The organism is Klebsiella sp. C360, from assembly GCF_048822415.1.
Classification (GTDB): Bacteria; Pseudomonadota; Gammaproteobacteria; order Enterobacterales; family Enterobacteriaceae; genus Klebsiella; species Klebsiella quasipneumoniae.
This window is the reverse complement of record NZ_JBMEZZ010000002.1, coordinates 425,521-443,651: the sequence shown is the minus strand read 5'-3', so window position 1 is coordinate 443,651 and position 18,131 is coordinate 425,521. Positions and strand designations below refer to the sequence as shown.

General features: G+C 61.2%; 14 protein-coding genes and 1 pseudogene. 5 read left to right on the top strand and 10 right to left on the bottom strand.

Translation table 11 applies throughout. The features are described 5' to 3' along the window. Nucleotides 1-218 precede the first annotated feature (218 nt). Nucleotides 219-332, top strand: coding sequence for a protein YohO (locus ACOI7D_RS08145; protein ID WP_002912762.1), 114 nt, complete (start codon nt 219-221; stop codon nt 330-332). Here the strand turns inward: ACOI7D_RS08145 and ACOI7D_RS08140 are convergent. The 5 genes from ACOI7D_RS08140 to bglX form a co-directional block, all read right to left on the bottom strand. Continuing rightward, entirely contained in the window at nt 307-1,044 is a 738-nt protein-coding gene (locus tag ACOI7D_RS08140; protein WP_109547108.1) for an ABC transporter permease, read from the bottom strand. The two genes, ACOI7D_RS08145 and ACOI7D_RS08140, sit on opposite strands and share 26 nt — an antisense overlap. After that, nucleotides 1,028-1,975 (bottom strand): ABC transporter ATP-binding protein, encoded by a 948-nt coding sequence (locus tag ACOI7D_RS08135; protein WP_060590017.1) that lies wholly within the window; start codon nt 1,973-1,975, stop codon nt 1,028-1,030. The genes ACOI7D_RS08140 and ACOI7D_RS08135 overlap by 17 nt, the downstream gene beginning before the upstream one ends. Further along, nucleotides 1,968-3,125 (bottom strand): ABC transporter permease, encoded by a 1,158-nt coding sequence (locus tag ACOI7D_RS08130; protein WP_109547107.1) that lies wholly within the window; start codon nt 3,123-3,125, stop codon nt 1,968-1,970. Before ACOI7D_RS08130 ends, ACOI7D_RS08135 begins: the two co-directional genes overlap by 8 nt. A 7-nt stretch (nt 3,126-3,132) precedes the next feature. Next, a complete protein-coding gene (gene osmF / locus ACOI7D_RS08125) occupies nt 3,133-4,050 on the bottom strand; it encodes an ABC transporter substrate-binding protein (RefSeq protein WP_023290425.1) in 918 nt (305 codons plus the stop codon). Between the two features lie 136 nt (nt 4,051-4,186). Beyond that, on the bottom strand, nt 4,187-6,484 hold the full coding sequence (gene bglX / locus ACOI7D_RS08120) for a beta-glucosidase BglX (RefSeq protein WP_023290426.1): 2,298 nt from the start codon (nt 6,482-6,484) through the stop codon (nt 4,187-4,189). 194 nt (nt 6,485-6,678) lie between these two features. Between bglX and dld the strand changes: the two genes are divergently transcribed. Beyond that, nucleotides 6,679-8,424 (top strand): D-lactate dehydrogenase, encoded by a 1,746-nt coding sequence (gene dld, locus ACOI7D_RS08115; protein ID WP_023290427.1) that lies wholly within the window; start codon nt 6,679-6,681, stop codon nt 8,422-8,424. Between the two features lie 85 nt (nt 8,425-8,509). After that, on the top strand, nt 8,510-9,064 hold the full coding sequence (locus tag ACOI7D_RS08110; RefSeq protein WP_002912829.1) for a GNAT family N-acetyltransferase: 555 nt from the start codon (nt 8,510-8,512) through the stop codon (nt 9,062-9,064). 863 nt (nt 9,065-9,927) lie between these two features. Here the strand turns inward: ACOI7D_RS08110 and pbpG are convergent. Both pbpG and ACOI7D_RS08100 read right to left on the bottom strand, forming a co-directional pair. After that, nucleotides 9,928-10,878, bottom strand: a complete 951-nt coding sequence (gene pbpG / locus ACOI7D_RS08105) for a D-alanyl-D-alanine endopeptidase (protein ID WP_074194602.1) — start codon at nt 10,876-10,878, stop codon at nt 9,928-9,930. 188 nt (nt 10,879-11,066) lie between these two features. Then, nucleotides 11,067-11,654 (bottom strand): Yip1 family protein, encoded by a 588-nt coding sequence (locus tag ACOI7D_RS08100; protein WP_109547104.1) that lies wholly within the window; start codon nt 11,652-11,654, stop codon nt 11,067-11,069. A gap of 154 nt (nt 11,655-11,808) precedes the next feature. Here ACOI7D_RS08100 and ACOI7D_RS08095 point away from each other — a divergent pair, with 154 nt between their 5' ends. Then, nucleotides 11,809-12,378, top strand: a complete 570-nt coding sequence (locus ACOI7D_RS08095) for a DedA family protein (RefSeq protein WP_023290430.1) — start codon at nt 11,809-11,811, stop codon at nt 12,376-12,378. 32 nt (nt 12,379-12,410) lie between these two features. Here the strand turns inward: ACOI7D_RS08095 and mdtQ are convergent, their stop codons facing one another. Beyond that, nucleotides 12,411-13,850, bottom strand: a complete 1,440-nt coding sequence (gene mdtQ / locus ACOI7D_RS08090; RefSeq protein WP_044524206.1) for a multidrug resistance outer membrane protein MdtQ — start codon at nt 13,848-13,850, stop codon at nt 12,411-12,413. Nucleotides 13,851-13,978: 128 nt separating this feature from the next. Between mdtQ and ACOI7D_RS08085 the strand changes: the two genes are divergently transcribed. After that, nucleotides 13,979-14,713 (top strand): class I SAM-dependent methyltransferase, encoded by a 735-nt coding sequence (locus tag ACOI7D_RS08085; RefSeq protein ID WP_109547103.1) that lies wholly within the window; start codon nt 13,979-13,981, stop codon nt 14,711-14,713. 33 nt (nt 14,714-14,746) lie between these two features. On the opposite strand, the gene ACOI7D_RS08080 is transcribed toward ACOI7D_RS08085, so the two are convergent. Then, nucleotides 14,747-16,141: a glycoside hydrolase family 1 protein gene (locus ACOI7D_RS08080; protein WP_048297900.1), complete on the bottom strand. Its 1,395-nt coding sequence runs from the start codon at nt 16,139-16,141 to the stop codon at nt 14,747-14,749. A 15-nt stretch (nt 16,142-16,156) separates the two neighbouring features. Beyond that, nucleotides 16,157-18,128: pseudogene (bglF, locus tag ACOI7D_RS08075) on the bottom strand (PTS beta-glucoside transporter subunit IIABC). Nucleotides 18,129-18,131 lie beyond the last annotated feature (3 nt).

The following is an 18,131-nucleotide window of genomic DNA, read 5'->3' as shown; positions in this document are numbered from 1 at the left end:
ACACATTCCTGAAAGCGCGTACCTTACACTGCCTGGCGGAGACTTTCTTTGAAGCCCTGCATAAAAATGAAAAATGACGGGCAGGATCACACTTTTTTGCGGCGTGTGACGCAGCGAAAGCGGCAAAAAGCCCGGCGCGGCGCGCTAAACCGCAATTAATGTTTCATTAACACCTGTGCTTCACCGTATAATCCCCCTGTTAACATCAGGAGCCTATTATGAAGCCAGCGAAAATCGCGGTCGTCACTCTCTTCTTACTTATGGCCATCGGCGGGATCAGCGGCGTGATGCTGGCCGGCTATTCCTTTATTGTACGTGGCGGTGTCGGCTGAGCCTGCGGGCCAGGCGCTCAAATGCGCGGTCGACAATAATCGCCGCCAGCGCCACCAGCAGCGCCCCCTGCACGATATAGGCGGTATTAAACCCGCTCAGGCCGATGATGATCGGCGTCCCAAGCGTATTGGCCCCCACCGTCGAGGCTATCGTCGCGGTACCAATATTGACGATGACCGAGGTGCGGATCCCCGCCAGGATCACCGGGGCCGCCAGAGGCAGCTCCACTTTGCACAGACGCTGCCAGCCGGTCATGCCCATTCCTTCTGCCACATCTGACACGCCCGACGGTATCGACCCCAGACCGGCCAGAGTCCCTTGCAGCACCGGTAGTATGCCATACAGCGCGAGGGCGATCAGCGCCGGCAGCCAGCCAAAGCCCAGCACCGGCACCGCCATCGCCAGCACCGCCACCGGCGGAAAGGTCTGCCCGATAGCGGCGATGGTCTCCACCAGCGGACGAAACGCGCTGCCCGCGGGCCGGGTGACCGCCACCCCTGCCCCCAGCCCGACAGCGGTCGCCGCGAGGCTGGACGCCGCCACCAGCCAGCCGTGATCGACAGTGAGCGCCCAGAAGCTCTCCTGCTGGTAGACCGGCCGCGGCAGTTCCGGAAACAGCCGGCTGAACAGCGGCGCGCTGTAGGGCAGCCCCGCCAGCAGGCCGATAAACAGCGCGCTAAGCCACCACAGCGGCTCACGAAGCGCCTTCATGACTCGCCTCCTGGCGCAGCAGATCGGCAAAATGCAGCGTGCCGCAGGGTTGCCCCTCGGCATCCACCACCGGCAGCGCCTCGCAGCGCCGGGCGACAAACTGCGACAGCGCTTCCCGCAGGGTCATGGTGACGGTCAGCCCCTCGCCCGCCAGCCGCTCGTCGGGACGCAGATAGTCCCGCACCTCGCGCAGCGACAGCAGGCGCACGCCCAGCTCGCTGCGGCCAAAAAAGGTTTGCACAAAGCGATTCTCTGGCCGCAGGAGCATCTCCAGCGGCGCCCCCTGCTGGACCACCTCGCCGCCGTCCATCAGCACCAGGTGGTCCGCGAGACGCAGCGCTTCGTCAATATCATGGGTCACCAGGACAATCGTCCGCCCCAGCAGGCGATGGATGCGCAGCATCTCCTGCTGCAGCGCCTCACGGGTCACCGGGTCGAGGGCGCCGAAGGGCTCATCCATCAGCAGTACCTCCGGGTCTGCCGCCAGCGCCCGCGCCACCCCGACCCGCTGCTGCTGGCCGCCGGAGAGCTGATGAGGATAGCGGTCGCGCAGCGTCGCCTCCAGCCCCAGCAGCGCCATCAGCTCGTCGACCCGGTCGGCGATCCTCCCCCGCGGCCATTTTTGCAGCTGCGGCACGGTGGCGATATTCTGCGCCACCGTCCAGTGGGGAAACAGGCCGATGGACTGGATGGCATAGCCCATCCGCCGCCGCAGGGTCAGGAGCGGCTGCTGGCGGATGTCTTCGCCGGCAAAGCGAATCATGCCCCGGTCCGGCTCCAGCAGGCGGTTGATCATTTTCAGCGTCGTCGACTTGCCCGAGCCGGAGGTTCCCACCAGCACCGAGAAAGCGCCTTCGCGCAGCTGCAGGGTCAGATCCTTCACCGCCGGATGACCGGCAAACGCTTTGCTGACCCCTTCAAATTCAATCATTGACCTCTCCTTTCAGCCAGGCGCCCCACAGGGCGAACAGGGCATCCACGACCACCGCCAGGGCAATGGTCGGCACGACCCCGAGCAGCACCAGATCCAGCGCGCTGCTCAGCAGCCCCTGGAACACCAGCGCGCCAAAGCCGCCGGCGCCGATCAGCGCCGCCACCACCGCCATGCCGACGGTTTGCACGCTGACCACCCGCAGGCTGCGCAACAGCACCGGCATCGCCAGCGGGAGCTGCACCTGACGAAAACGCTGACCGGCGCTCATGCCCATCGCCGTCGCGCTCTCCAGCGCATCCCGCGGCACCTGCTGCAGGCCGGTCACCACCCCGCGCACCAGCGGCAGCAGCGCATACAACGTCAGGGCGATCAGGGCCGGCGCCACGCCGGTCCCGGAGACGCCCAGCTCGCCCAGCGCCGGGAAATAGCGCGCCAGACCGGCAAGCGGGGCAATCAGCAGGCCGAACAGCGCCACCGACGGGATAGTCTGGATCACATTGAGCACGGTGAAGGCCGGCGCCTGCCAGCGTGGACGCCGCCAGAGCCATACCCCCAGCGGCAGGCCAATGATCAGGCCCGGCAGCAGGGTGCCAAACAGCAGAAGCAGATGCTGGCGCAGGGCGTCGTCAAACACCTCCTGGCGGTTGGCATACTCCTTCAGCAGCGAGAGCTGATCGAGCGCCCCGGCGGCGAGCAGGATGATGGGCAGAAGCCAGACTTGCGCATTGAGCAGCCAGCGCCACAGCGGCCGGGCGGTAAGATGACGAATGGCCTCGCTGGCCAGCAGCAGGCAGAGCGCCAGCGACAGCCACAGACCGCTGCCGGGCGAGGTGCGCGCCAGCGGCGAGCCGTGCCGGGAGAGCTCAATCGCCGCCTGGCCGCTGCCCCAGATAAGCAGCGGGAAGAGCAGTTCGGCCAGCAGCAGATGGAGAAGCGGCGCAACCCTGCCCGGCAGCCAGCAGAGCAGGATCCCGGCGAGGGCTGCTGCCAGCTGAACGCCGGCGAGCCAGGGCATCACCTGCCACAGCCAGCGCCCTTCCCCGGAGAGTAAGCGATTCGGCGCGTAAGCGATAAACGGCAGCGCCAGCGTAACCAGCAGCAGGCCTGTCAGCAGCAGGCCGACGCGGTGAGTACAGCGAATGGTCACCGGTAGCTTACTTCAGCAGGCCTTTCTGCTGCAGATAATCTGCCGCCACGCGCTTCGCATCCTGGCCTTCCACCGCGATGCGGGCGTTGAGCTGCTGCAGGGTCTTTTCATCGAGGCTGGCGAAGACCGGCTTCAGCCAGTCGGCGATCTGCGGGTAGGCTTTAAGCACCGCCTCGCGCACCACCGGCGTCGGGGCGTAAATCGGCTGCACGCCCTGCGGGTCGCTCAGCGTCTGTAACCCCAGAGCCGCCACCGGGCCGTCGGTGCCGTAGGCCATCGCCGCGTTGACGCCGGAGGTCTGCTGCGCCGCCGCTTTGATGGTCACCGCCGTATCGCCCCCGGCCAGCGACAGCAGCTGGTTCTGGTTGAGTTTGAAGTCATACGCTTTTTCAAACGCCGGCAGCGCGTCCGGGCGTTCAATAAACTCCGCCGAAGCCGCCAGCTTAAATTCGCCGCCCTGCTGCAGATAGCGGCTGAGGTCGGCCAGCGAGGTCAGATGATTTTTCTCCGCCAGCTCCTGGCGCACGGCGATGGTCCAGGTGTTGTTAGCCGGCGCCGGGGTGAGCCATACCAGCTGATGTTTCTCCTGATCCAGGCGTTTCACCTTCTCATAGCCCTGCCGGGCATTCTTCCATGCCGGGTCGTTTTCATCTTTAAAGAAGAAAGCGCCATTGCCGGTATACTCCGGATAGATATCCAGCTCACCGGCGACAATCGCCCCGCGCACCACCGGCGTGGTGCCGAGCTGGATTTTATTAATCGTTTTGACGCCGTGGTTTTCCAGCACCTGCTGGATCATATTGCCCAGCAGCGCCCCTTCGGTATCAATTTTCGAGCCGACCTTCACCGGCTCCGCCGCCTGCAGCGGCACACTTATCAGGGCGGCCAGCGCCAGCGCGCCGGACCATTTCGTCGCCATCTTCATCCCGCTTCCCTCAGTTCTTTTGCGCTTCGCTTACAGAAGCTTAAGAGAAAAGCGTAGTCCATTTGCCAGCGATACGAAAAAGAAAAGGCCGATTAATCGGCCTTTAACGTGTGACGTTGGGCTTAAGGGCTCTGCCTTACAACAGCTCAAACTCGCTCTGCTTCACGCGGGCGGAGTCCACGCCGATAAAGACATTGAATTTGCCCGGCTCAGCGACGTATTTCATTTGCTGGTTCCAAAACTTCAGCGCGTCGACGTCGATCGGGAAGCTGACGGTTTGCGTTTCACCCGGCTTGAGGGTGACCTTTTTAAAGCCGCGCAGCATTTTCACCGGCCGGCTCATGGAGGCGGTGACGTCCTGCAGATACAGCTGAATGACCGTCGCCCCTTCGCGTTTGCCGGTGTTGGTCACCTGCACGCTGGCGGTCACGCTGCCGTCGCGCGGCAGGGTGGCCGACGACATGGTGACATCGGAGACGCTAAAGGTGGTGTAGCTCAGACCGTAGCCAAACGGGTACAGCGGGCCGTTGGCCTCATCGAAGTAACGCGAGGTGTACTTGTTCGGCTTCTCCGGATTATACGGCCGACCGGTATTCAGATGGCTGTAGTAGGTTGGGATCTGCCCCACCGAGCGCGGGAAGGACATCGGCAGCTTGCCCGACGGGTTATAGTCGCCAAACAGCACGTCGGCGATGGCATGCCCGCCTTCGGTGCCGGCAAACCAGGTCTCCAGCAGCGCATCGGCTTGCTGATCCTCTTTCACCAGCGCCAGCGGACGGCCGTTCATCAGCACCAGCACCAGCGGTTTGCCGGTGGCTTTGAGGGCGGCAATCAGATTGCGCTGGCTCTGCGGCAGGGTGATGTCGGTCCGGCTGGAGGCCTCATGGGCCATCCCCTGCGCCTCGCCCACTACGGCGACCACCACGTCGGATTGCTTCGCCGCCGCGACGGCTTCGTCGATCATTTCCTGCGGCGAGCGCGGGTCAACCTGCACTGCTTTCTCATACAGATTGAGGAAATCGACAATGCCTTTGTCGTCGGTAACGTTCGCCCCTTTGGCGTAAATCACTTTGCCGTTATCGCCCAGCGCTTCTTTGATGCCGGTCAGGACGGTCACCGACTGATCGGCCACGCCCGCCGCCGACCAGCTGCCCATCATGTCGCGTTTGCTGTCCGCCAGCGCGCCCACCACCGCGATAGTGCCGGATTTTTTCAGCGGCAGCGTATCGAGACGGTTTTTCAGCAGCACCAGGCTCTCGCGGGCCACTTCGCGCGCCTCTTTACGATGCAGACGGCTTTCCGCGTTGGTGTCCTGCGGGTCAGAATCTTTTGGTCCCAGGTGGCTGTACGGATCGTTGAACAGCCCCATGTCATATTTGACGTTGAGCACGTGACGGGTGGCGTCATCCAGCTCAGCCATGGTCACCTTGCCGGATTTCACCAGCCCCGGCAGGTATTTGCTGTAATACTCGTCGCTCATGCTCATGTTGATGCCGGACTTCAGCGCCACGCGCACCGCGTCTTCCGGGTCGGAGGCCACGCCGTGCTTGATCAGCTCTTTGATGGCGCCGTGGTCGGAAACCGTGATGCCTTTAAAGCCCCACTGGTCGCGCAGGACATCTTTCAGCAGCCAGGAATCGGCGGTCGCCGGGGTGCCGTTCAGCGAATTCAGGGCCACCATCACCGCGCCGCTGCCGGCATCGAGACCAGCTTTATACGGCGGCATATAGTCGTTGAACAGGCGCTGCGGGCTCATGTCGACCGTGTTGTACTCTTTCCCGCCCTCCACCGCGCCGTAGGCGGCGAAGTGCTTGACGCTGGTCATCACTGAATAGCGGTCAGCCGGGCTCTTGCCCTGCATCGACGCCACCATCGCCTGGCCCATCATCGTGGTCAGATACGTGTCTTCCCCGAAGCCTTCGGAAGCGCGTCCCCAGCGCGGGTCGCGGGAGACGTCGACCATCGGCGCCCAGGTCATGTTCAGCCCGTCATCGGCGGCTTCATAAGCTGACACGCGGCCCACGGTTTTCACCGCGTCGAGGTTAAACGACGAGGCCAGACCGAGGCTTATTGGGAAGACAGTGCGCTGGCCGTGCAGCACATCGTAGGCAAAGAACAGCGGGATCTTCAGGCGACTAAGCTGCATCACCTGATCCTGCATGACGCGGATATCCGGACGGGTGACGGTGTTAAAAATCGCTCCCACCTGGCCCGCTTTGATCATCTCGCGGATCGCTTCTTTCGGGTTATCCGGGCCGACGCTTATCAGACGCAGCTGGCCGATTTTCTCGTCCACGGTCATTTTTTTCAGCAGGTCGGTAACAAAGGCATCCCGCGCCTGCGGGGTCAGGGGGTGGTTACCAAACAGTTCATCCGCCAGCGCGGGTTGCAGCGCCAGACTCACGGCGACGCCTACAGTGCAGAGCCATTTCATTGTTATCTCGCTTTTTCTCAGACGGGGACTTGGTAAAACATAATAAAAACCGCAGTTTGCCATATATATAAACAACGCGCCCGCAGAATGCTAAGGTTCTTCTCTGATTTTTGCGAAACATTCATGCATCAAATTGTCATACAAAGCGCTATGCTTATCCTCGATATTTCGCGCACCACCACAAGGAGTGGAACATGTCATCTGCACCCACTAACACCCATAAAACGTTTCTGGCTGACCTGGCGCGCCTGGTTGGCCCTTCGCATCTGCTGACCGACCCGGCAAAAACCCAGCGCTACCGCAAAGGCTTCCGCTCCGGCCAGGGCGAAGCGCTGGCGGTTGTCTTTCCCGGCACCCTGCTGGAACTCTGGCGCGTGCTCAACGCCTGCGTCGACGCCGATAAAATCATTTTGATGCAGGCGGCCAACACCGGCCTGACCGAAGGCTCCACCCCCAACGGCAATGATTACGATCGCGAGATCGTGATTATCAGCACCCTGCGCCTGGATAAGCTGCATCTGCTGGACAAAGGCGAGCAGGTGCTGGCCTGGCCCGGCACCACTCTCTATTCACTGGAAAAAGCGCTGAAACCGCTGGGGCGCGAGCCGCACTCGGTGATCGGCTCATCGTGCATCGGCGCGTCGGTGATCGGCGGGATCTGCAACAATTCCGGCGGCTCCCTGGTGCAGCGCGGGCCAGCCTATACCGAGATGTCGCTGTTCGCGCAGATTGACGCCGACGGTAAGCTAAAGCTGGTCAACCATCTGGGCATCGATCTCGGCAGTACGCCGGAGCAGATCCTCAGCCGACTCGACGACGAGCGGATCAGCGATAGCGATGTGCTGCACGATGGCCGTCACGCCCACGATCACGACTATGTTACCCGCGTGCGCGATGTCGATGCCGACACCCCGGCGCGCTACAACGCCGACCCGGACCGCCTGTTCGAATCCTCCGGCTGCGCGGGTAAACTGGCGGTTTTCGCCGCGCGTCTCGATACCTTCCCGGCGGAGAAGCGCCAGCAGGTGTTTTACATTGGCACCAATCAGCCGCAGGTATTGACCGAGATCCGCCGCCATATCCTCGCCGAGTTCCAGCATCTGCCGGTGGCCGGGGAATATATGCACCGCGATATTTACGATATCGCCGAGAAGTATGGCAAAGACACCTTCCTGATGATCGACAAGCTCGGCACCGACAAAATGCCGTTCTTCTTCACCATGAAGGGGCGCACCGACGCGATGCTGGAGAAAGTGTCGCTGTTTAAGCCGCACTTTACCGACCGCTTTATGCAGAAGCTCGGCCACGTCTTCCCGGCGCATTTACCGGAGCGGATGAAAACCTGGCGCGACAAATATGAACACCATCTGCTGCTGAAGATGGCCGGCGACGGCATCGAAGAAGCGCAGCGCTGGCTGACGGCGTACTTCCAACAGGCCGAGGGGGAGTTCTTCGCCTGCACGCCGGAGGAAGGCAGCAAAGCGTTCCTCCATCGCTTTGCCGCCGCGGGCGCGGCGATCCGCTATCAGGCGGTGCATGCTGACGAGGTGGAAGATATTCTGGCGCTGGATATCGCCCTGCGCCGTAACGATACCGAGTGGTTCGAACATCTGCCGCCGGAGATCGACAGCCAGCTGGTGCATAAGCTCTACTATGGCCACTTTATGTGCCATGTGTTCCATCAGGATTACATCGTCAAGAAAGGGGTCGACGCCCATGCGCTGAAGGAGCAGATGCTGGCGTTGCTGAAAGCCCGCGGCGCCCAGTACCCGGCGGAGCACAACGTGGGTCATCTGTATGAAGCGCCGGAGAGCCTGCAGCAGTTCTATCGCCAGAACGATCCGACCAACAGCATGAACCCGGGGATCGGCAAAACCAGCAAGCAGAAATACTGGGGTGAAGCGGCCCCGGCGCCAGTCTCCCCGACGGATCCGCAATAATCGGCGGCGGGACTATTCAGCCTGGCGCTTCTGTATTACGCTGCACGCCGGAGAATGTCTCTCCGGCAGATTCAGGAGCGCCGCCATGCCTGCAGAGGCCCCGTTACTCGACAGTGATTTAGAAATTCGTGAAGCGCTGCCCGACGATGCGCACGCCATCGCCGCGCTGTATGTCTGGCACGTGCTGAATGGTCGCGCCTCCTTCGAAGAGATCCCCCCCACCGTTGACGAAATGCGTAAACGGATCCAGACCGTGCGCGATAACGGGCTGCCCTGGCTGGTAGCGCTGTGGCGCGGGGCTATCGTCGGCTACTGCTACGCCACTTTCTATCGCCCGCGCCCGGCCTATCGCTACACCCTAGAAGAATCGATCTACGTGGAATCCGGAATGGGCGGGCGCGGCATCGGCAGCGCGCTGCTGTCGCGGCTGATCGCCGAATGCGAGAAAGGCCCATGGCGGCAGATGCTGGCGATCATCGGCGATGGCCATAACAATGCCGGCTCGCTGGCGATCCATAAAAAGTTCGGTTTTACCGTGGCAGGTCAGCTGCGCAGCGTCGGCTATAAGATGGGCGACTGGCGGGATACGTTGATTATGCAGCGCGCGCTGGGTGACGGCGACTGGACGCTGCCGGAGTAATATTCGGCGTCACATCCCGCGGCTCGCGGCATAAACGCCCCAGCCCGATCGCCCGGCGGCGCTGCGCTTGCCGGGCCTACAATCCCTGATAACCATTTGATATAAATCCATCTTTAGATTGCGTAGGTCGGATAAGGCGTCAGCCGCCATCCGGCACAAACGCGGCACTCGGCGTGATCGCCCGGCGGCGCTGCGCTTGCCGGGCCTACTAAGGGGCCGAACCCGGCGCCAAATAACGTAGGCCGGATAAGGCGCGAGCCGCCATCCGGCACAAACGCGGCACTCGGCATGATCGCCCGGCGGCGCTGCGCTTGCCGGGCCTGCGAAGGAGGCGAACCCGGCGCCAAATAACGTAGGCCGGATAAGGCGTCAGCCGCCATCCGGCACAAACGCGGCACTCGGCGTGATTGCCCGGCGGCGCTGCGCTTGCCGGGCCTGCGAAGGGGCCGAACCCGGCGCCAAATAATGTAGGCCGGATAAGGCGTCAGCCGCCATCCGGCACAAACGCGGCACTCGGCGTGATTGCCCGGCGGCGCTACGCTTGCCGGGCCTACTAAGGGGGCGAACCCGGCGCCAAATAATGTAGGCCGGATAAGGCGTCAGCCGCCATCCGGCACAAACGCGGCACGGTGCCGTGTATATTGCCCGGCGGCGCTGCGCTTGCCGGGCCTGCGAAGGGGCCGAACCCGGCGCCAAATAACGTAGGCCAGATAAGGCGTTAGCCGCCATCCGGCACAAACGCGGCACTCGGCGTGATCGCCCTGCGGCGCTGCGCTTGCCGGGCCTGCGAAGGGGCCGAACCCGGCGGTAAATAATGTAGCCCGGATAAGGCGCAATGCGCCGTCATCCGGGGCATATGCAGATTAATCGTTCTGCGCGGTCTGGGCGCCGCCTTTCAGCATCGCCTCCGCCATCTGCGCTTCGCGCTGCTTTTTATAGCTCAGCGCCGAAGCCGGGACTGGCATCACCTTCCCGGTCTCGATCCACGTCCGCAAACGGCTGGCGTCGGCGAAGTGGGTATATTTGCCGAAGGCATCCATCACCACCAGCGCCACCGGACGTTGGTTAATCACCGTGCGCATAATCAGGCAGTGGCCGGCAGCGTTGGTGAAGCCGGTTTTGGTCAGCTGGATGTTCCAGTTGTCGCGATACACCAGATGGTTAGTGTTGCGGAACGGCAGACTGTAGGCCGGATGGGCAAAGGTGGCGGTCTCTTCTTTGGTGGTGCTCAGCTGGCCAATCAGCGGATACTGCTCGCTGGCGATCAGCAGTTTGGTCAGATCGCGGGCGGTGGAGACGTTATGCACCGACAGACCGGTGGGCTCCACATAGCGGGTATGGGTCATACCCAGCGCCTGCGCTTTGGCGTTCATCGCGCGAATAAAGGCGTCGTAGCCGCCCGGATAGTGATGCGCCAGGCTGGCGGCCGCGCGGTTCTCGGAAGACATCAGCGCCAGCAGCAGCATATCGCGGCGGCTGATCTGGCTATTGAGACGCACGCGGGAGTAAATCCCCTTCATTTCCGGAGTATGGCTGATATCCACCGTCAGCATTTCATCCAGCGGCAGATGGGCATCGAGTACCACCATGGCGGTCATCACCTTGGTGATCGACGCCATCGGGCGCACCAGATCCGGCTGGCTGGCGTAGATGATTTTTTTGGTGGCCAGATCGACGATCATGGCGCTGCCGGAAGCGATGTCCGGCTGCGAGGCGGTTACCGCCGTCGGGGTTTTTGCTAACGCCTGGGGCGCAAAAGGCACAGCCAGCAGCAAGGTCAGGCTGAGCAAAGAGACTCGGAATTTCGGCATCATGGGCATTCTGAAAAGTATTTTTGCACGTTATGGAACGTACGCCGCGAGGTTAAGTGGGCAACTTCGCTGGCAAACGCCATCATACCGCGCCGTAAGGCCCTGTGCCTAATAAGAATCGTGAAGAAATGCTGCATTGCCGACATAAAATACATATTTGCCGGCAATGCATATTGACCCGTTTCGTCCGATCAGAACAGTCGGTAGCCATACCCCCATAGCACCACGGTGATCGCCAGCAGTACTTCCAGCACCAGCACCCCGATGGCCAGGGTCGAGCTGGCGAAACTGAGCCCCTCTTCCCGGTTAATGCTCAGGAAGGTCGGGATCCCGAGATAGAGCAGATAACCGGTATAGAACAGGGCAACGGTACCGATCAGCGCACACAGCCAGACCAGCGGATAGAGCGCCACAATCCCGCTCAGGAACAGCGGCGTGGCCACATAGCCGGCAAAGACCATGCAGCGTTTCAGGGAAGGCTGCTGTGGATATTGCCTGGCCATCCACCAGATAACCCGCCCCATGATCGCCACCCCGGCCAGCATCACGGCATAAAACAGGACAGCCAGTCCCAGCCCGGTCCACATCGACAGTTTAATAATGGTGCCGTCACCGAAGTTCCAGCCCAGCTGCGTGGTGCCGATAAAGGCGCAAACCACCGGAACCGCCGCCATCAGCAGCACATGATGCGTATAGTGATGAGAAATGGTTTCATTCTCGCTCTTTATCACGCTCATCTCCCGATTGGGATGAGCGAAGAGCCCCCAGACATGGTTCATAGCGTCCCCCTTGTCACGGCTTCGTACTGCACTGATCCAAGTATAATTCACCCTGTAGATTATTTTGTGTACAGCACAAAAAATCTGCGTTCGACGCGTTTTGGTCTGCAGGGTGTATGATTAACAGGTGATGAGGTAAGGAGATAAGCTGTTTATGGATATCAATCACCTGATTTCCCAGTATGGCTACGCGGCGCTGATCGTCGGCAGCATGGCGGAAGGTGAGACCATTACCCTGCTGGGCGGCGTCGCGGCGCATCAGGGACTACTGAAGTTTCCACTGGTGGTGATCGCTGTCGCCCTCGGCGGGATGATTGGCGATCAGTTGCTCTATCTGCTTGGTCGCCGCTTCGGCGGGCGCATTCTGCGCCGTTTCGCCAGCCAGAAGGCGCGGATCAGGAAAGCCCAGCGCATGATCCAGCACCGGCCGTGGCTGTTTGTCATCGGCACCCGCTTTATGTACGGCTTCCGGGTGATCGGCCCCCTGCTGATCGGCGCCAGCCGCCTGCCGCCGCGCATTTTCCTGCCGCTGAATATTGCCGGGGCGCTGGTGTGGGCTCTGCTGTTTACCACCATAGGCTATCTTGGCGGCGAGGTGGTTGGCCCGTGGCTGCACCACCTCGACGCCCATCTGAAGCACTGGATCTGGCTGATCCTCGCGGTGGTGGTGGTCGTGGCCGCCCACTGGTGGTTCAGGCGGCGCGAAGGGAAGAAGAAAGACTGAGCGGCGCGCCCGCTGACGCGCCGGGGGGCCGGTTACTTCACGCTCTGGTGGTAGCCGCCGCCGAGGGCCGAGGTCAGCTGAATGCTGGCGTCAATCCACTGGCCGTGCAGGCGCAAGGCGGTGATACGCTCCTGCAGCGCCGGGAGCTTCGCCATACTGACCCGGGAGCCGGGCAAGATCCCCGCCGCCATCCGGGCCTGCGCCAGGTCCACCACCCGCTGGGCGTCTTTTTCAACCTGCTGCTGCTGTTGGCTCTTGGCCATCAGCGTCTCGACCTGGCTGGCGGTTTTCGCCACCTGGTTGACGGCGTCCACCACCGCTTTGTTGTACTGGGCGATGGACAGGCTGTTCTGCGCGCTGGCGATATCCAGATTGGCATTGAGGCGACCGCTGTCGAAGATCGGCAGTGTCAGTCCGGCGGTGACGCCCATCTGCTGCGCCGAATGGCGGAAAAGATCGCTTAAGTGCAGGGCATCCTGCTGCAGGAACGCCATCAGATTGATGTCCGGGTAAAACGCCGCCTTCGCCGCGTCCACTTCGCTCAGCGACGCCTCGATATACCAGTGAGCGACCTGCAGATCCGGACGACGCGCCAGCAGCTCATAGCCAAGGGTGTCCGGCAGCTGCGCGCTGACCGTCGGCAGGCTGGCGGGTTTGAGGTTTAGCGACTGGCTCTGGCTGTTGGTCAGGGCCATCAGCCGCGCTTCAATCTCTTTCATCGTGCCCGCCACGTCCGCCAGCTGCTGGTCGGTTTTGCTGACGTTAATATCGTTTTCCGCCCCTTCGGCGGAGTTGGTGATCCCGCGCTGATACAGGGCCTTGTCGACCGTCACGATATTATTTTGCTCGTTTTTCACCTGCTGCAGCACCGCTTTGATCGCCGCTTCCGTCTGCCACTGCCAGTACAGGCGCGCCACGCTGCCGGAGAGCAGCTCGCGGGTCTGAGCCTGCTCGGCCACCTGGGCTTTCAGCTCGCCGATGCGGGCTTTCACCAGCGCACGGTTTTTGCCCCACAGATCGAGATCCCAGCCGGCGGTCAGGCCGAAGGTACCGTTGGTGTACCACGGGCCGGTATTGCCGTCGGTGTCGGTGGCGAACGGCCCCATCAGACCTTCGGCCGACATGCGTTGACGTTCGATGTCAGCGGAGAAATCCATCTCCGGGCCAAGATTCGCCTGCGACATTCTGGCCTGCGCTTCGGCAAGCCTGATGCGCTGTTCGGCAATCTGCATATCCGGCGCGTTGGCGAGCGCGCGCTGAATCAAATTATCCAGTTGGGCATCGTGGTAGTCTTTCCACCAGTCGGTCTGCGGCCAGCCGTTTTTGACGGCGGCGGGGAGATCCATGGCAACGTGGGAAGCCGGAATTTGCTGCTGCGGCGGACGAGCAACCTCATGGGAAGGCGCGCAACCTACCAGCGCGATGGCCAGGGGCAAGGCCGCCAGCACGCTATTATTTAATCTCAATTTCATTAGACAGGTCAGATAATATAATCAGGTGAGTGATCATAAGTTAATTGAATTAAACGCGTTTAGTAAAGCGTGTGACTAAATTATTAGTTTGCTAAAAATAAACAAACTTATCAATTCAAGGGATGAATATGAGCCAGAATATTTATGACGATCCGCACTTCTTCGCCGGCTATGCAACCCTCGATCGTTCGGTGAAAGGGCTGGATGGCGCACCGGAGTGGCCTGCCCTGCAACAAATGCTGCCGCCGCTAGCCGGTTTGCGGGTGGTGGATCTCGGCTGCGGCTACGGCTGGTTTTGCCGCTGGGCGCAGCAGCAGGGAGCCAGCCAGATAATGGGGGTTGATATCTCCCGGCGTATGCTGGCGCAGGCACGGGAAATGACTCGCGGGGATGAGATTGACTACCGCTGCGCCGATCTGCAAACCCTGACGCTGCCCGCCAACAGCTGCGATCTGATCTACAGCTCGCTGGCTCTGCATTATTTACCCGACATCGCCCCGCTCTTCTCCACCCTGCAGCAGGCGCTGGTCCCTGGCGGTATCCTGGTCTTTTCTGCCGAACATCCCATCTATACCGCGCCGCTGCAGCAGGGATGGCAGGTGAATGAACAGGGGCAAAAGAGCTGGCCGGTCAGCCACTATCAGCAGGAGGGGGAGCGCGTCAGCAACTGGTTTGCCGAGGGCGTCATTAAACAGCACCGCAAACTCTCGAGCTGGATAAACGCGCTTATCGCCGCCGGTTTTGTGCTGGAGCAGCTGGATGAGTGGGGGCCAGGCGCCGAACAGATTGCTCAACAACCCGCCCTGGATGAAGAGAAAGAGCGGCCGATGATCTTTTTACTGCGCGCGCGTAAACCGGCTTAATACCCCGCCCGACGATGGCCGGGCGGAGAAGCGTTACGCTTTCAGGCTGGCGCCGCGGCTGGCAATCACCTCTTTATACCAGTCAAAGCTCTTCTTCTTACTGCGCGCCAGGGTGCCGGTGCCGTCATCATGGCGGTCGACATAGATAAAGCCGTAGCGCTTCGACAGCTCCGCCTTCGAGGCGCTCACCAGGTCAATCGGTCCCCAGCTGGTAAAGCCCATCAGCTCAACGCCATCGTCAATGGCCTCCCGCGCCTGCACCAGATGGTCGTTCAGGTAGCTGATGCGGTAGTCATCGTTAATGCTGCCGTCGGCTTCCACCTTATCTTTGGCGCCCAGACCGTTTTCCACGATAAACAGCGGCTTCTGATAGCGATCCCACAGCACGTTCAGCAGCGTACGCAGGCCCAGGGGGTCTATCTGCCAGCCCCACTCCGAGCTCGCCAGGTGCGGGTTCGGCACCATGCTGAGAATATTGCCGCGCGCCTGCTGGTTCAGCGCCTCATCGGCGGTGACGCACCCGGTCATGTAGTAGCTGAAGGAGATAAAATCGACGGTGGTTTTCAGCGTGTCGCGATCGGCCTCGGTGATGTCGAGCGTGATGCCGTTGTCGCGGAAAAAGCGCTGCATATAGCCCGGGTACGCCCCGCGCGCCTGCACGTCGCCGAAGAACTGCCAGCTGCGGTTCTCCTGCAGCGTCTCGAACACATCTTCCGGTTTGCAGCTCAGGGGATACATCAGCCCGCCGAGCAGCATATTGCCGATTTTGCCCTCGGGCACCAGCTCGTGACAGGCTTTGACCGCCAGGGCGCTGGCCACCAGCTGGTGGTGAATGGCCTGATACACCTCGCCTTTGCTGCTGCCGGCCGGCAGGCCGACGCCGGTCATCGGGGCATGCAGCGACATATTGATTTCGTTAAAGGTCAGCCACAGTTTGACCCTGTTTTTATAACGGCTGAACACCGTCCGGGCGTAGCGCTCAAAGAAGCCAATCACCTCCCGGCTACCCCAGCCGCCGTAGTTTTTCACCAGCGCCCACGGCATTTCATAATGCGACAGCGTCACCAGCGGGGTGATGTTGTGCTTCGCCATCTCGTCGAACAACTTGTCGTAGAACACGAGTCCGGCTTCGTTCGGCTCGGCGTCATCGCCGTTGGGGTAGATACGGGTCCAGGCGATGGACACCCGCAGGCAGTTAAAGCCCATCTCGGCAAACAGGGCGATATCTTCCGGGTAACGATGGTAAAAATCGATCGCCACATCCTTAATCCCGCTGTCGCCGGGTACGCGCTCGACCACTTCGCCGAAGACGCCGTGCGGCTGCGCATCGGAGGTGGATAACCCTTTGCCATCTTCCAGGTACGCCCCTTCCACCTGATTCGCCGCGGTCGCGCCGCCCCATAAAAAATCTGCCGGGAATGTTTTCATCTCTCTCTCCTGTGATTAATGGCTGACTGACAACAGCGGCTGACCGGCTTCGACGGCGCTGGGCGCCACCGTGTCGATCTCACGATAGTCATCGCTGTTGCTGATAATAATCGGGGTCGCCAGGTCGTAACCGGCGTCCAGAATTGCCTGACGATCGAACTCAATCAGCAGATCGCCGGCCTGAACTCTGTCACCCTCTTTCACATGCGCGGTAAACGGCACGCCGTCGAGTTTGACCGTGTCGATGCCGACGTGGATCAGCAGCTCAATGCCGCTGTCGCTCTGCAGGCCGATGGCGTGTTTGGTCTGAAACAGAGAGGCCACTTCGCCGGTGAACGGGGCGATGACTTTGCCTACCGCCGGGATAATGGCGACCCCATTCCCCAGCAGGCCGCTGGCGAAGGTGCTGTCCGGCACCTGATCGAGGGCGATGACGCTGCCGCTCATCGGCGCCAGAATGTCGTTTGCCGAGACCGGCGCTACCGCCACGGCGCCCGGCGCGGCGCTGGCGCGCGGCAGGCCGGCGAAGAAAGTTAAGCCACAGGAGATAATCAACGCTGCGAAGATGCCCACTACGCCGCCCCAAACGGTGCTATCAAGCCCTTGGGGCGGGATCATTTGCGCCACGGTAAAAATGTTCCCGAAGCCGAATGAATAGACGTTAGCGTTACTGAAACCCACAATAGCGCCGCCGATGGCGCCCGCCACGCAGCCGAAGATAAACGGCCGACGCAGCGGCAATGTTAAGCCATAGATAGCGGGCTCGGTAATGCCGAAGATGCCCGCTGAAAACGCAGAACCGGCCAGCACTTTCTGACGGGCATCGCGGGTTTTCAGCAAAATACCCAGCACCGCGCCGACCTGCCCCATAACGGCCGGCAGCAGCATGGGCAGCATGGAATCATGGCCAAGCACCGTCAGATTGTTAATCATCAGCGGAATCAGTCCCCAATGCAGGCCGAAGATCACACAAACCTGCCACAACGCGCCCATCGCCGCTCCCGCCAGCCACGGCGCCACCGCGTAGATAATCTGATACCCCTGGGCCAACAGATGACTGAGCCAGGTCGCCAGAGGGCCAATCAGCAGAAACGTCAGCGGAACCACAACGGCGAGACAAATCGCCGGCGTAAAAAAGTTTTTCATCGATGACGGCAGCAGCGCGTTGCTCTTGCGCTCCAGCCAGCAGCAGACCCATGAGGCGAGAATAATCGGGATCACCGATGAGCTGTAATTAATAAAGGTTACCGGGATGCCGAGAAAGTGCTCCACCGCCGCGCCCGGCGCCTGGCTGGCCTCAAAGGCCTGAATCATCAGCGGGTGGGTTAACGCCCCGCCGATCACCATCGAGACAAACGGGTTACCGCCAAATTTTTTACCGGCGGTGTAGCCGAGAAACAGCGGGAAGAAAAAGAACAGCGCGTCGCTGGCGGCAAACCAGATTTTATAGGTTCCCTGTTGCGGGGTCAGCCAACCGCAGACGACCGCCAGCGCCAGCATCCCTTTCAGGATACCGGAGGCCGCCAGCACGCCGATAAACGGCGTGAAAATTCCCGACACGACATCGATGATCTGCCCCAGCAGCGACCCTTTTTCAACGCTTTCCGCCACCGGTTCGCTGTCGTCGCTTAACCCTGCCTCCTGACGCACCGCCAGCCAGACGTCGTGAACGTGGTTGCCAATCACCACCTGAAACTGGCCGCCGCTCTCCACCACCATAATGACGCCCGGGTTGGCCTTCAGCCCTTCGGCATCGGCTTTGCCGTTATCTTTCAGCTTAAAACGCAGACGTGTCGCACAGTGAACCAGACTCACAATGTTCTCTTTGCCGCCGACGCGGCGGAGAATATCCTGCGCGAGTGCTTTATATTCCATGCTCTTTTCCTTACTGCCGCTGCCCGCAGACAACCGGCGACTGAGTAGTAAAAATAAAAAAAACCCGAGAACCACGCCGGTAGGCGTCGCGCTCAGGTTTTGCCTGCATCATGCA